The organism is Exiguobacterium sp. BRG2, from assembly GCF_031844245.1.
GTDB lineage: Bacteria > Bacillota > Bacilli > Exiguobacteriales > Exiguobacteriaceae > Exiguobacterium_A.
Window position 1 is genome coordinate 160,440 of record NZ_JAUZUW010000001.1, and the last position, 14,416, is coordinate 174,855.

Annotated in this window: 16 protein-coding genes; 15 read left to right on the forward strand and 1 reads right to left on the reverse strand. The window is 46.9% G+C overall.

Annotated features, from left to right (window positions below; all coding sequences use genetic code 11):
- Positions 1–7 precede the first annotated feature (7 nt).
- Positions 8–1,261, reverse strand: coding sequence for a dicarboxylate/amino acid:cation symporter (locus Q9R23_RS00815; RefSeq protein WP_311246251.1), 1,254 nt, complete (start codon positions 1,259–1,261; stop codon positions 8–10).
- A 312-nt stretch (positions 1,262–1,573) separates the two neighbouring features.
- On the opposite strand from Q9R23_RS00815, the gene rpsU reads away from it, so the two are divergent.
- From rpsU to ccpN, 15 genes are all read left to right on the forward strand, one after another.
- A complete protein-coding gene (rpsU, locus tag Q9R23_RS00820) occupies positions 1,574–1,747 on the forward strand; it encodes a 30S ribosomal protein S21 (RefSeq protein WP_012369719.1) in 174 nt (57 codons plus the stop codon).
- Positions 1,748–1,768: 21 nt separating this feature from the next.
- On the forward strand, positions 1,769–2,215 hold the full coding sequence (locus Q9R23_RS00825) for a GatB/YqeY domain-containing protein (protein WP_214854838.1): 447 nt from the start codon (positions 1,769–1,771) through the stop codon (positions 2,213–2,215).
- 181 nt (positions 2,216–2,396) lie between these two features.
- Entirely contained in the window at positions 2,397–2,906 is a 510-nt protein-coding gene (locus Q9R23_RS00830) for an NfeD family protein (protein WP_214854839.1), read from the forward strand.
- Positions 2,903–3,886: a flotillin-like protein FloA gene (gene floA, locus Q9R23_RS00835; protein WP_023467489.1), complete on the forward strand. Its 984-nt coding sequence runs from the start codon at positions 2,903–2,905 to the stop codon at positions 3,884–3,886. The genes Q9R23_RS00830 and floA overlap by 4 nt, the downstream gene beginning before the upstream one ends.
- Before the next feature lie 13 nt (positions 3,887–3,899).
- A complete protein-coding gene (locus tag Q9R23_RS00840) occupies positions 3,900–4,370 on the forward strand; it encodes a hypothetical protein (protein WP_311246252.1) in 471 nt (156 codons plus the stop codon).
- Positions 4,371–4,541: 171 nt separating this feature from the next.
- Entirely contained in the window at positions 4,542–5,504 is a 963-nt protein-coding gene (locus Q9R23_RS00845; protein ID WP_023467492.1) for a PhoH family protein, read from the forward strand.
- Between the two features lie 36 nt (positions 5,505–5,540).
- Positions 5,541–7,598, forward strand: coding sequence for an HD family phosphohydrolase (locus Q9R23_RS00850; protein ID WP_311246253.1), 2,058 nt, complete (start codon positions 5,541–5,543; stop codon positions 7,596–7,598).
- Entirely contained in the window at positions 7,595–8,071 is a 477-nt protein-coding gene (ybeY, locus tag Q9R23_RS00855; RefSeq protein ID WP_056060122.1) for an rRNA maturation RNase YbeY, read from the forward strand. Before Q9R23_RS00850 ends, ybeY begins: the two co-directional genes overlap by 4 nt.
- A complete protein-coding gene (locus tag Q9R23_RS00860) occupies positions 8,068–8,418 on the forward strand; it encodes a diacylglycerol kinase family protein (RefSeq protein ID WP_035409213.1) in 351 nt (116 codons plus the stop codon). Before ybeY ends, Q9R23_RS00860 begins: the two co-directional genes overlap by 4 nt.
- A 48-nt stretch (positions 8,419–8,466) precedes the next feature.
- The gene (locus Q9R23_RS00865; RefSeq protein WP_023467498.1) at positions 8,467–8,865 is read left to right on the forward strand and encodes a cytidine deaminase; all 399 of its coding nucleotides are present in this window, start codon (positions 8,467–8,469) and stop codon (positions 8,863–8,865) included.
- Positions 8,858–9,766 carry a GTPase Era gene (era, locus tag Q9R23_RS00870; protein ID WP_023467500.1) on the forward strand — a complete coding sequence of 303 codons (909 nt, stop codon included), beginning with the start codon at positions 8,858–8,860 and terminating at the stop codon, positions 9,764–9,766. Before Q9R23_RS00865 ends, era begins: the two co-directional genes overlap by 8 nt.
- Positions 9,767–9,769: 3 nt before the next feature.
- A complete protein-coding gene (gene recO / locus Q9R23_RS00875; protein ID WP_214854844.1) occupies positions 9,770–10,519 on the forward strand; it encodes a DNA repair protein RecO in 750 nt (249 codons plus the stop codon).
- A gap of 290 nt (positions 10,520–10,809) precedes the next feature.
- Entirely contained in the window at positions 10,810–11,700 is an 891-nt protein-coding gene (glyQ, locus tag Q9R23_RS00880) for a glycine--tRNA ligase subunit alpha (RefSeq protein WP_029341034.1), read from the forward strand.
- The gene (gene glyS, locus Q9R23_RS00885; protein ID WP_214854846.1) at positions 11,693–13,753 is read left to right on the forward strand and encodes a glycine--tRNA ligase subunit beta; all 2,061 of its coding nucleotides are present in this window, start codon (positions 11,693–11,695) and stop codon (positions 13,751–13,753) included. Before glyQ ends, glyS begins: the two co-directional genes overlap by 8 nt.
- 21 nt (positions 13,754–13,774) lie before the next feature.
- Positions 13,775–14,404 carry a transcriptional regulator CcpN gene (ccpN, locus tag Q9R23_RS00890; protein ID WP_311246254.1) on the forward strand — a complete coding sequence of 210 codons (630 nt, stop codon included), beginning with the start codon at positions 13,775–13,777 and terminating at the stop codon, positions 14,402–14,404.
- Positions 14,405–14,416 lie beyond the last annotated feature (12 nt).

The following is a 14,416-nucleotide window of genomic DNA, read 5'->3' on the forward strand; positions in this document are numbered from 1 at the left end:
CATACGATTACGCATAGCGTTCATCAGTTTCCTTACCTTCTTTGAGGTTATCTTCTTCTGATTTCGAGACGATGACGGCACATGCTGCGTCACCCGTGATATTGACGGCTGTACGCATCATATCCAGAAGACGATCGACACCGATGATCAAAGCGATCCCTTCGACGGGTAAATTGACCGACTGAAGAACCATCGTTAGCATGACGAGACCGACACCCGGAACACCAGCTGTTCCGACCGATGCGAGAACAGCTGTCAGAACGACCGTCGCAAGTTGCCCAGGTGTTAAATCAACCGCATAGACTTGCGCGATGAAAACAGTCGCAACTCCTTGCATGATTGCCGTCCCATCCATATTGATCGTCGCACCGAGTGGCTGAACGAAACTAGAGACGGAGCGTGGAACCTTCAGCTCTTTTTGAGCCGTTTGCATAGCGACAGGAAGTGTTGCGTTCGACGAAGACGTCGAGAAAGCAAACAACATGACAGGTGCGAATTTTCTAAAGAAGAAGAACGGATTCATCTTCCCAAGAAGTGAGACAGTCGAACCATATGTCAATACAGAATGAACGATCAAAGATAAAATGACGACACCCATATAAAGTCCCATCGCTTTTAAGGAATCAAAGCCTTGTGAACCGACTGCCGATGCAATCAAGGCGAACGCTCCGAGCGGCGCCATCTTCATGACGAGTGTGATCAAATATGTCATTAAATCGTTACCCTGTTCAATGAAAGTCCGTAACGTCGAGACCTTTTTACCGAGAAATGTGATCCCGAAACCGATAAAGACACTGAAGACGATGATCTGTAACATGTTGCCTTCCGCCATCGACGTGATCGGGTTCGTCGGGAACATACCGACGATCGTATTGATCAAACTCGTATCTGGTAGATTGCCGTTATCATATTCAAGACCTTGCGTCTCGAAGTTACCGAATGTACCCGGCTTGATCAATAATGATAAACCGAGAGCGATGACGATCGCGACAGCTGTCGTCGTCATGAAGTAAATGATCGCTTTTCCACCGACACGACCCAGTTCTTTTGGATTACCGAGTCCCATGACACCAAGGGCGATTGAGAAGAAGACAATCGGTACGACGAGCATCTTAATCAAGTTCAGGAAGATTGTTCCGATTGGTTGTAAAGCATATTTATTCAATCCTTCATAGATCGACTTATCCGGTATGCTAGCCAGAATGATTCCGAGAACTACGCCGAGAATCAAGCCCCAGATGATGCGTTTTGCTTCTTTCATACGTGATGTCACACTCCTTTGTTTGATAATTGCCTATATTTTGACACATCATCATCCTTTTTGACAAAACATTTTAAAAAATGATGATAACGCTTACGAAAAAGTTTCTGGATTTTGATGCAGGAATGATCAGATTTTGTTGTCAAACGGATGCAAGCATGAGAGGATAGAAAAGAACAAAAAGGAACAGCGTAGGGTACAGAAAAGTCGCTTGAATCAACTGTTGACCAAATTGTATATTCCTACTATAATGTTGTATGACGTGTCTGACACGTTTCCTTTAGTCGGTAATATCGGAGGGAGGGAAAACTAGTGGAAACTCGTGTACGTAAAAATGAATCACTTGAAGACGCACTTCGTCGCTTCAAACGTGGTGTTTCAAAAGATGGTACGCTTGCAGAAGTTCGTAAACGTAAACACTACGAAAAGCCAAGTGTAAAACGTAAGCTTAAATCGGAGGCTGCGCGTAAGCGTAAGAAGTTCTAACGTTAGAGAGGGTGTATCCTCATGAGTCTTCAGGAGCGTTTGACAGCGGATATGAAAGATGCCATGCGTCTTCGTGAAAAAGATCGTCTTACGACGATTCGCATGGTGAAATCATCGCTGCAAAATGAAACGATCAAACTCGGTAAGCAAGAATTGACAGACGAGGAAGAATTAACGATTCTTTCACGTGAAATGAAGCAGCGCAACGACTCCCTCCGAGAATTCGAAAGCGCTGGTCGTCACGATCTCGTCGCGAAAATTCAAGCAGAGATTGTCGTGCTCGAAGCTTATATGCCAAAACAGCTTTCCGAGGAAGAAGTACAGGAAATCGTCGACGCAGCTATTGCGCAGACGGGTGCCTCTGCTCCTTCGGATATGGGGAAAGTAATGGGTATCGTCATGCCGCAGCTTAAGGGCAAGGCAGACGGTGCGTTAATTAATCGACTCGTCAAACAACGGCTCGCTTAATACATGAAAAAGGTGTCCTTCGGGGCACCTTTTTTGTCGTTCCTGTCACAATTAAAAGTTTCTTAATGAATTCAGAATAGTCATGAAACCTTTTTGTTTTGAAAGCGTATATAATTATAGTAACGAATCAAAGTGCAAAAGAAGCAGCTTCTGACACGAATGAAAAGGGGTGAACGTACGCATGACGTTTAGCTTAGGGATGATTTTGACGGTCTTCATGATCGGGGTCCTCATGTTACTGGTCGAAATATTCGTCACAGGGTTCGGAATCTTTGGCGTCCTTGGGATCGGCGCTGTCCTTGCTAGTCTGATCATGGCAGGTGCTACAGTTGGTCAAGTAGGCATAGCGGTTGGACTTGCTGTATTTCTATCACTTGCGGCCGGATACTGGGCATATCGCAGAATTAAATCGAATCAATCCTTATTATGGAGAGGTTTGATTTTGACAGATTCCACATCGTCTGAAAAAGGCTATCTTTCTCATCAAGACAAAGTGCAACTGTTAGGACAAGAAGGAGTCAGTCTGACACCTCTCCGTCCGTCAGGAACAATTGAAATCGACGGAAATCGAATCGATGCCGTTACGGAAGGGACCTTCATTCAAGCGGGGGAAACGATCGTCGTAAAAGAAGTGACGCACGGACGCGTCATTGTTAGAGTCCAACATACGAAGGAGGAGTCCCACACATGACACCTGAATTATTGACTGTATTACTCATATCCGGAGGAATCTTAATTTTCCTCGCCATCTTCTTCACGCTCGTTCCGATTCCACTTTGGATTAGCTCGCTCGCAGCGGGAGTGCGCGTATCGATCTTTACATTAGTTGGGATGCGTCTTCGTCGAGTAACACCGTCTAAGATTGTCAATCCGTTGATCAAGGCAGTTAAAGCGGGATTGAACTTGAATACGAACCAACTGGAAAGTCACTTCCTTGCTGGTGGTAACGTTGACCGCGTCGTCAATGCCTTGATTGCAGCACACCGTGCGAATATCGAGTTGAGCTTTGAACGCGCAGCGGCGATTGATCTTGCTGGTCGTAATGTTTTAGAAGCTGTTCAGATGTCGGTTAACCCGAAAGTCATCGAAACACCATTCATTGCCGGTGTGGCGATGAACGGGATTGAAGTGAAAGCGAAAGCCCGGATCACGGTACGTGCGAACATCGATCGTCTCGTCGGTGGTGCTGGGGAAGAAACGGTCATCGCACGTGTTGGTGAGGGTGTCATCTCAACAATTGGTTCGTGTAATGACCAAAAAGAAGTACTTGAGAATCCAGAGATGATCTCACGGACGGTTCTTGCAAAAGGACTCGATTCGGGTACGGCGTTCGAGATTCTCTCGATTGATATTGCAGATATTGATATCGGTAAGAATATCGGTGCGGTCCTTCAAACGGATCAAGCGGAAGCAGATAAGAACATTGCGCAAGCGAAAGCCGAAGAACGTCGCGCAATGGCGATCGCAAGTGAACAAGAGATGAAATCACGTGTTGAAGAGATGCGTGCGAAGGTTGTCGCTGCTGAAGCGGAAGTGCCGCTTGCTATCGCTGAAGCGATGCGTGACGGTAACTTTGGTGTCATGGATTATGCGAACTACTTGAACGTGACAGCAGATACGAAAATGCGCCAAGCAATCGGTGGGCAATCATCACCAAATGACTCACAATAAAGGGTGAGACGGTATGGATATCATATGGGTCGGATTGATGATCGCATTCGGTGTCATCTCCGTCATCTCAAAAGCAGCAGATAAAAAACCGAAGCAGACGAACCGAACTCCTTCAAAGGAGTTCGGTGAATATGTGAAGCAAATGACCGAACAGGTCCATACGATGCGACAAGAGACGCTACCTCCACCTGTCGTTCGTAAAAAAGCACCCGCGAAGAAACAACCGGGGGTAACGCAAACGAAAGCGCGACCAGTTCATGAACGAACGGAATTGCAACAACGTTTGGATCAACGTCAAAAGCAACATTCGAAAAAAGGGATGTCCTCATCGACGATTGGCGAAATCAAAGATAGCGTAGCAGATAGTGCCATTGGATCGTCTAGTCGTTCAGCATCAGCAACGACAATTTCACAAGATGAAATGCGACGTGCCATCGTTTGGAGTGAAGTTCTTGGTGCGCCTGTTTCCAAGCGCAAACGCTAATATTTGTCTAGTGAGTCGATCCTACGAAACGCGTAGGATCGACTCTTTTTATTTCCTAAAAGGTGGGAACGGGTTTTTCTTTCCATCTTTTCGGCGGAAGTGCTAAAGTGGAAGAGATTAGATATGAAGCGATGACAACTTGTTATCCATGACTAGGAGGCCATTCACAACGTGATATTCAACGAAAGAATCCCATTTGCATTTTCGAATTCAGAACAGATTCAAGCATTCGTCGGTCCGAATGATGCAGTCTTACGTACGATGGAAGCAGAACTTGACGTTCAGCTGACCCATCGAGGAGATGAGCTGTTGGCACAATCCGAACAGGAGCAGTCTGTGATCTTAGCAGGACAGGTCGTAGGCGTCTTGAAACAACTTGTGAATCGCGGAGCTGTTTTAACGGAACGTGACGCGACGAGCGCCATTCAACTCGCACGTCAAGATCGTGTGGATGAACTACTGGAACTTTACGATACGGTCATTCATACGAATCATAAAGGAAAACCACTTCGTGCAAAGACACTCGGTCAAGCACGTTACGTTCGCGGAATTGATCGCTGTGATTTGACATTCGGTATTGGACCAGCAGGGACCGGAAAAACATATCTCGCAGTCGTGATGGCAGCAAAAGCACTGAAGGAAGGTCACGTCAAACGACTCGTCCTGACGCGTCCGGCAGTAGAAGCAGGAGAAAATCTAGGATTTCTTCCAGGGGATCTTAAAGAAAAGGTCGATCCCTATCTACGTCCTCTGTACGATGCGCTACATGACGTCCTTGGTGTCGAGCATACGGCTCGTCTGCTTGAACGTGGTGTCATCGAAATCGCACCGCTTGCTTACATGCGAGGACGGACGCTTGAACATGCTTTTGTCATTCTCGATGAAGCGCAAAATACGACACGGGAACAAATGAAGATGTTCCTGACGCGTCTCGGATTCCATTCGAAGATGATCGTTACGGGCGATTTAACACAAGTCGATCTTCCGCGTGGAAAAACGTCTGGTCTACAAGAAGCGTTACATTTGCTCGGCAATGTCAAAGGGATTCATTTTGAGCACTTTGGCTCAGCTGATGTCGTACGTCACCCACTTGTCCGAAAAATCGTTGATGCTTATAGTCAGGATTTGACCTAAGCCGTTACGGAAATAGAGGAAAAAGGGGGAGATGATATGCGCAAGGTTGGGGTCTGGGTCGGTCTTTTGACAGTAATATTCTATCTCATCGTATCGACGATGATGTATGTCAGCGTTCGACCAGAAGCCTTGTCCGCAGAACCATTCTCAATTGCAGAAGAAGATATCCGGTCACCCTTGACGATGGAGGACCGGGTCGCAACAAATCAAATCAAGGAAAATTCGGTTGCTGCAATCGAGAGTCAGTATACGATCAAACAAGAGTATGCAGCACAGCAAATTGATAAAGTAGAACAACTTTTTGCTAGTTTATCCGGTATTAAAAAAGCAAATGAGATCGGTAAAATCAAACAGCGTCTGCGTGGAACGGAGGCGGCGACACTGTTGAAGGATGATGAGTTACGCTTGCTTGTGACGTCGACGACAGCACTTCGGAATACGACACGTGACGTCGTCATTACAGCGATTGAAGAAGCGATGCGTCAACGTATCTCGTCCGATGGTGGTGAAGTAGCAGAAGCACGTGAGAATGCGCGGACTGATATCGAACGTTCGCCGCTCTCCTTCTCATTAAAAGCAGTCGCTAAAGCGCTGACCGATCAACTGATCGTGACGAATTACGTCTATGATCCGGAAAAGACGGAACAGCTTCGTAAGCAGACGAGTGATAAAGTCGAACCGGTCATCATTTCAGAAGGTGAAGTGATCGTCAAACGAGGCGAAGTGATTTCGCAAGATGCTTACCGCCAGCTACAACTCGTCGGCTTGATTTCTGACCGTCAGTCGTTGAAACCGTTACTTGGAGCGATGCTTGTCAGTGCATTGATGACTGCTTTCCTATTCGGCTTCATTCATCGCTCGAAACTACGGTATGCACAGATGGGGCGGATCCGGTTGTTTGGGCTTGTCTACCTCGTCGTCAGCTTACAATTGCTTGTCATGTATGGCATGGCGTTTTTAGCAGACGACATCAATCCTGCACTTTACTTACTCACACCGACCGCTTTTGCTGCGCTTGTCCTGCGCAATTTATTGAACGAACGGATTGCATTATCGAGTTCTCTTTTTACGGCGCTTGCTGGAACGTTCTTCTATAGTACGAATCAAAACTTCAGCTTCAATATCGCGATCTATTTGTTAGTCGGTGGTTTAGTCGCAACGTTTTTCCTACAGTCCAGTTTGTCACGTCGTCGTATTTTCATGAGCAGTATTTCGATTGCCGGAGCAAACATCGCGATTTTCTTTGCATTCGTTCTATTACGTAGTGGCACATTCGAATTACGTGAAACATTGACTTTAGTCGGTTTTGCGATTGCTAGTGGGATCTTGAGTGCCATTCTTGCGATTGGGTTATTGCCGTTCCTCGAAATGACATTTGGTATCTTAGCACCGACGCGTCTGCTCGAACTGTTGAACCCGACGCATCCCTTGTTGAAGAAACTCTTGGTCGAAGCGCCAGGAACGTATCATCATAGCATGATGGTCGCGAACCTAGCAGAAACAGCCTGTGAAGCAATCGGTGCAGATGGGTTGCTTGCGCGAGTCGGTGCCTACTATCACGATTTAGGAAAAACACGACGACCACTTTATTTCATTGAAAACCAGCATGGACGCAATCCGCATGATCGATTGACGCCGGAAGAGTCGGCACGTGTCATCTTGGCACATACAGAGGATGGTGTTGAATTGCTCGAAAAAGCAAAACTCCCGGCAGCGATCATCGATATTTGTCGCCAGCATCATGGAACATCGTTGCTCCGATATTTTTATGTCAAGGCAGCAGAACAAGGTGAAGTCGATGAGGATACGTTCCGTTATACAGGACCTAAACCACAAACGCGTGAAGCGGCAGTCATCATGATCGTCGACTCGATTGAAGCGGCTGTTCGTTCAATGAAAGCTCCTTCGGAAGAAGGAATTCGGGACCTAGTCGCGAAAATCATTCGTGAAAAGATGATGGACGACCAATTTGCGGAATGTGACATCACGACACGTGAGATTTATCGCGTCGGTGAAAGTGCGTGTCATACCTTATCCGGTTTGTTCCATGAACGAATCGAGTATCCAGAATTAAAGAAAGAGGCAACGAAATGAACATTTATATGACAGACGAAAATAATCGTCTAACGGAAGAACAACGACAGCTTGTCGAATCGATTTTGATTTACACGGCGGAACAAGAAGAAGTCGATCCGAACAGTGAGTTGTCCGTGACTTTCGTCTCAAACGATGAGATTCAAGAGATTAATCGTGAATGGCGTGGGAAAGATCAGGCGACAGACGTCATTTCCTTCGCGATGGAAGAACTCGGAGAAGATGAAATCGATTTTGGATTATTGGAAGATGAACCAGTCGTCCTCGGTGATTTGATCATTTCCGTGGAACGATGTCGCGAACAGGCGGCTGAATATGGCAATCATTTCGAGCGTGAACTCGGTTTTCTCGCCGTCCATGGTTTCCTCCACTTACTCGGATATGATCACATTGAAAAGGCAGATGAGGAAATCATGACGAAGCGACAGGAGGAAATCCTGCATCACTTCGAGTTATTCCGGGGCACGTTGTGAAAAGCTGGTGGCAACCATTTCGACATGCGATGCATGGGTTGCGCCAATCGATTCGAGAAGAACGGCATATGAAAGTTCATGTCATCATTGGCGGCATCGTATTACTTGTCGCCTTTTTATTACCGTTGACATCTGTCGAGCGAGCGATTCTTTTTCTGACGGTCGGGATCGTCATAAGTGCCGAGATGTTCAATACAGCGTTTGAGCGCGTCGTGGATCTCGTGACGCAGGAGTGGCATCCACTGGCAAAAGCAGTCAAAGATATCGCGAGTGGTGCTGTTTTAGTGTTGGCGCTTACATCTGTTGCGATTGCGCTATGCATCTTCATCCCATATTTGGTACAATAAGAATCCGGCCTTTTTGGCCAATACCGTTCCTAAAAAGGGGATACTCACATGAAAACAGAACAATTACTCGAACAAGCTAAACGTGCACGCGAAAAAGCGTATGTTCCATATTCAAAATTCCAAGTCGGTGCTGCTCTCTTGACGAAAGACGGACAAGTCTTCCATGGCTGCAATATTGAAAACGCAGCGTATGGTCTTTGTAACTGTGCAGAACGGACAGCTATCTTCTCTGCGTGGGCACAAGATGCGCGCGAGTATGCAGCGATGGCTGTCGTTGCGGACACAGAAGGACCGGTCGCACCGTGCGGACAATGCCGCCAAGTGTTATCAGAGATGTGTGATGCGGATATGCCAATCTATTTGACGAACCTTAAAGGGGATGTCACAGAAACAACAGTGGGCGCCCTCTTACCGGGAGCATTCACGAAAGGAGATTTACATGTTTAAAGAAGGATTCAAATCGGGCTTTGTCTCGATCATCGGACGCCCGAACGTCGGAAAATCGACATTCCTCAACCGTGTCATCGGACAAAAAATTGCCATCATGTCTGATAAACCACAAACGACGCGTAATAAGATTCAAGGTGTCTATACGACAGAAGATGTTCAGACGATTTTCATCGATACACCTGGGATCCATAAACCAAAACATAAACTCGGCGATTTCATGATGAAGGTCGCGACGAACGCATTGCGTGAAGTCGATGCGATCTTGTTCATGGTCAACGTGACGGAACCAAAAGGAAAAGGTGACGACTTCATTATTGAAAAATTGAAGGAACTCGATACACCAATCATTCTCGTCATGAATAAAGTCGATTTGATTCATCCGAATGATATTCCACCGATCATCGAGTCGTACAAAAATGAACTCGAGTTCGCGGCAGTCGTTCCGATTTCGGCGCTACAAGGGAATAATGTCGGACCGTTACTTGAAGAAATCGCAAAAATTCTACCAGAAGGACCGATGTATTATCCAGCGGATCAAGTCACTGACCACCCAGAGCGCTTCATCATCTCAGAGATGATTCGTGAAAAAGTCTTGCAAAAGACACGCGATGAAGTACCACACTCGATTGCCGTCGCGATTGATCAAATCAAGACACGTGAGAATGGAAACATGGTGGATGTCCATGCGACGATCTTGATCGAGCGCGATTCCCAAAAAGGAATCATCATCGGTAAACGCGGAGCACTTCTAAAAGAAATCGGCTCTGAAGCACGAACGGACATCGAGATGTTACTCGGGACGAAAGTTTACCTGAACTTGTGGGTCAAAGTCCAAAAGGATTGGCGCAACAAGGCCGGTCAATTGCGTGAACTCGGCTTCCGCGATGATGAGTATTAAGCGATGATCGATAAGGCGGAAGGGCTTGTATTACGAACGGTCGTATATGGTGAATCGAATAAGATTGTCACGCTACTGACACGTGAATACGGCAAGCTCGCCGTCATGGCGCGAGGAGCGAAGAAGCCGGGTAGCCGTTTTAACGCGGCTAGTCAGCCTTTCGTCCGAGCTGTCTATATCTATCCACGTTCACGGGGTCTCGGTCAGTTAAAATCAGCAGACGTCATTACAAGTCATGCGCATATTCGGCAAGATGTCGTGTTGATGGCTTATGCGATGTATCTATTGGAGCTTGCGGATAAAGCGCTTGATGAACGGGTGCCGCAACCGGCGCTTTACGATTTATTCGTCGAAGGACTAGAGGCGATGGATGAAGGACTAGATCCTGACGTCGTCTCTTTCATCATCGAATTGCGTCTGTTGCGTCATCTAGGCATTGCTCCACATTTGAATGGCTGTACGATTTGCGGGAGTGCTGAAGCACCATTCGCTTTTTCGTTACATCATGGCGGTCTACTCTGTCGCCGGCATCGCCATGAGGATGAACATGCTGTCTATATGTCAGAGGCAGTTGCGAAGATGCTCTATGTGTTTTCCGTATATGATTTCTCACGGATTGGTACCGTGACGGTAAAGCCAGAAACGAAGCGTCTATTGCGTCAAATCATGGATGCTTATATGGAACGCTACAGCGGATTACGTCTGCGTTCAAAACGTGTCCTCGACCAGTTGATTGATTTCGGCAATGATTGACAGCAACAAGCGGGTTCGGTAGAATGAATGCGGAAGAAGTAACTAAATGAACACGATGACGAAAAGGAGTACCGTCTTTTTTCTCAATCAAGCGATTCCAGGGTGGTGTGAGCTGGGAGTGAGAGGGGCGCGAACGGCGTTTCGGAGTGTTTTTTTGTCAAAAAGAGTGGCATGCGATGCATGCAAGTAGGGTGGAACCGCGGGCTCGTCTCGTCCCTATGTGCAACGATTGTTGTACATAGGGGCGTTTTTTGCGTTCCTTAATCATTTCGGAGGTGAAAGTCGTGAAGATGACAGTACAAGACATGATCTTGACATTACAAAAATTTTGGGCAGAACAAGGCTGCTTGACGATGCAAGCATACGACGTAGAAAAAGGAGCCGGTACGATGAATCCGATGACGTTTTTACGGAGTCTCGGACCGGAACCGTGGAACGTTTGTTATACAGAACCATCACGCCGTCCGGCTGACGGTCGTTATGGAGAAAACCCGAACCGTCTGTATCAACACCATCAATTCCAAGTCATCATGAAACCATCACCTGACAACATTCAGGAACTGTACTTACAAAGTCTCGAGTTGCTCGGGATCAATCCACTCGAACATGACATCCGTTTCGTAGAGGATAACTGGGAGAACCCAACGTTCGGTGCTGCTGGTCTCGGCTGGGAAGTATGGCTAAATGGAATGGAAATTACACAATTCACGTACTTCCAACAAGTCGGTGGAATCGAGTGTAATCCGATTGCAGTAGAGATCACTTACGGAATCGAGCGTCTCGCTTCTTACATCCAAGATGTCGAGAGCGTCTTTGATCTCGTTTGGACAGATGGTTTCAAATACGGTGATATCTTCTATCAACCGGAATTCGAACATTCGAAGTATACATTTGAAACATCAGATGTCGCTTTACTCTTTACGTTATTCGATCAATATGAAAAAGAAGCGAATCGTGCCTTGGATGAGAACCTCGTTTTCCCAGCGTATGATTACATCTTGAAATGTTCGCATACCTTTAACCTTCTCGACGCGAAGGGCGCGATTTCCGTCACGGAACGCACAGGGTTCATCCATCGTGTACGGAACATGTCGCGTCGTTGTGCGCAAAGTTTCATCGAAGAACGGGAACGTCTTGGCTTCCCATTGATCAAGTCGAAAGCAGGTGAGTCACATGCATGAATTATTACTTGAAATCGGTTTAGAAGAAATGCCGGCTCGATTCGTCCTTCAATCCGAAACACAACTCAAGGAACGCGTGACGCGTTTCCTTGAAGAAGCACGGATTGAGTTCACAAGCGTCGAATCCTTCTCGACACCACGCCGTCTTGCAGTATATGTCAAGGGTCTCGCAGCACGTCAAAGCGACCTCGAAGAGACATTAAAAGGACCCGCAAAACGAATCGCAATGGATGAAGACGGTAACTGGACGAAAGCAGCCGAAGGATTCGCGCGTGGTAAAGGGTTAACGACGGACGATCTCTTCCTTGGAGAAGAAAAAGGAGTCGAATACCTTTATGCGACACGTAAGGAAGTCGGACAAGCGACAGCTGATTTACTTCCTGGACTAAAACAAGTCGTCGAAGCGATGACATTCCCGAAAAACATGCGTTGGAGCACACAATCGTTACGTTATATGCGTCCAATTCGTTGGTTGATTGCCCTGCTTGACGATCAAGTCATCCCGTTTGAAGTCGCATCCGTCGAAACAGGTCGGACATCGCGTGGACATCGTTTCCTCGGGCAGGACATCACGATCCTACGTCCGAATGCCTATGTCGAAGCGCTCGCAGGAGAAAATGTCATCGTCAGTTACGAAGCACGTCGTCAATTGATCGAAGAACAAATCGCGGCGCTTGCGGCACGCGAACAATTCGAAGTGCCGATCGATGCGTCTTTACTTGAAGAAGTCACGAACCTCGTCGAGTATCCAACAGCCTTGTTCGGTGCATTTGATGAAGCGTATCTTGAGTTACCAGAAGAAGTCTTGATCACGACGATGAAGGAACACCAACGTTACTTCCCGGTCAAACGTGACGGGGCGTTGCTCCATTATTTCGTGACGGTACGAAACGGAAACGCAACACATCTTGAAAACGTCGCACGCGGAAACGAAAAAGTCATCCGTGCCCGTTTAGCAGATGCGCAGTTCTTCTATGAAGAAGATAAAAAAGCAGATATCGATGAACAGGCGAAACGTCTTGATAAAATCGTCTTCCATGAAAAATTAGGAACGACAGGCGAAAAAGTCCGTCGCGTCCGTCAGATGGCACTCGCACTTGCAGATCGTGTCGGTGCAGACAAAACACGTGTCGAACGTGCAGGACAGATCTATAAATTCGACCTCGTCAGTCAAATGGTCTATGAATTCACGGAATTACAAGGTCTGATGGGTGAACGTTATGCGAACATGAAAAACGAGGATCCGGAAGTCGCTGCTGCGATTCGCGAACATTACATGCCACGCTTCGCGGGTGATGCAAGTCCGGAGACACCGACAGGGACACTCTACGCGATCCTTGATAAGATGGACAGCGTCGCTGGATTCTTTGGTGTCGGTATGATTCCGAGTGGATCAGCGGATCCGTATGCATTGCGTCGTCAAGCACAAGGGATTGTTCAGATTTTATCAGATCGAAAGTTGAATCTGACATTGACTGAATTGATTGCCTTCGTCGTTTCAGAACAGGTGGCAGCAGGTCTTTATACGAAGGATGCCGAAGAAGTACAAGCCGCATTACAAGATTTCTTTGCGCAACGTTTGAAGTACCGTCTATCGGAAATGGACTTCCGTCATGATGTCGTCGAAGCCGCTCTTGACCATATGTTGACAGTCGAAGCGAATGAAAAGCGTGCTGCCATGCTCGAAGAGGCGACGAAAAAAGAATCGTTCAAGAAAACGGTCGAACAATTAAGCCGTGTCTTGAACATCTCGAAAAAAGCAGAAAGTGTCACAACTGTTAATCCAGCGCTCTTTGAAAATGATGCGGAACGCGAATTGCATGAGGCGATTGAGAAAGCCTTACCAGAGGTCGATCAAGCTATCGCGTCACTTGATTATGCACGTGCACTTGAGGCACTTGAGGCAACCGTTCCGTCGATCACAGCCTACTTTGACGGTACGATGATCATGACGGATGACGAAACGGTCCGTACGAACCGTCTTAGCGAAATGAAACGATTTGCAGAAGCCATCGAATCAGTCGCTCGGTTCAATGCACTCACTTTAGCGTAAAGAAAAAGGACGGATGAGCCGATGAAGTTAAATGAACGGCAAAAAAAGATACTCCAAATCGTCAAAGAGAATGGTCCAATCACGGGAGAGCAGATTGCTGCAGCGCTCTCCCTGACACGGGCGACATTACGACCCGATTTGTCGATTTTAACGATGACCGGCATGCTAGAAGCGCGCCCACGTGTCGGCTATATGTATGTCGGAAAGAAAAATGCTTCCATGCTTCATGAGAAACTGGACACCTTGACCGTCGGCGAATTCATGTCATCAGCAAAGGTCATTCATGAAGGGATGACCGTATACGATGCGATCGTTCACTTATTCCTAGAAGATGTCGGTTCGCTGTTCGTCGTCAGCAAGGACCATGCGTTGGTCGGTGTGCTATCACGTAAGGATTTTCTACGTGCGGCAATCGGTAATCAAGAATTAGACTCGTTACCGGTCAACATCATCATGACACGAATGCCAAATTTGACAGTCTGTGAAAAATCGGAAACGTTAATTGGTGCCGGCATGAAACTGATCGAAAAACAGATTGATTCGATGCCAGTCGTCGAAGAAGAGAACGGGGTCTTGAGAGTCGTCGGTCGAATGACGAAAACGAACATGACGAAAGTGTTGGTCGCTTTAGCACGTGATGAAGAAATTTAAGGGGGGCTCCTG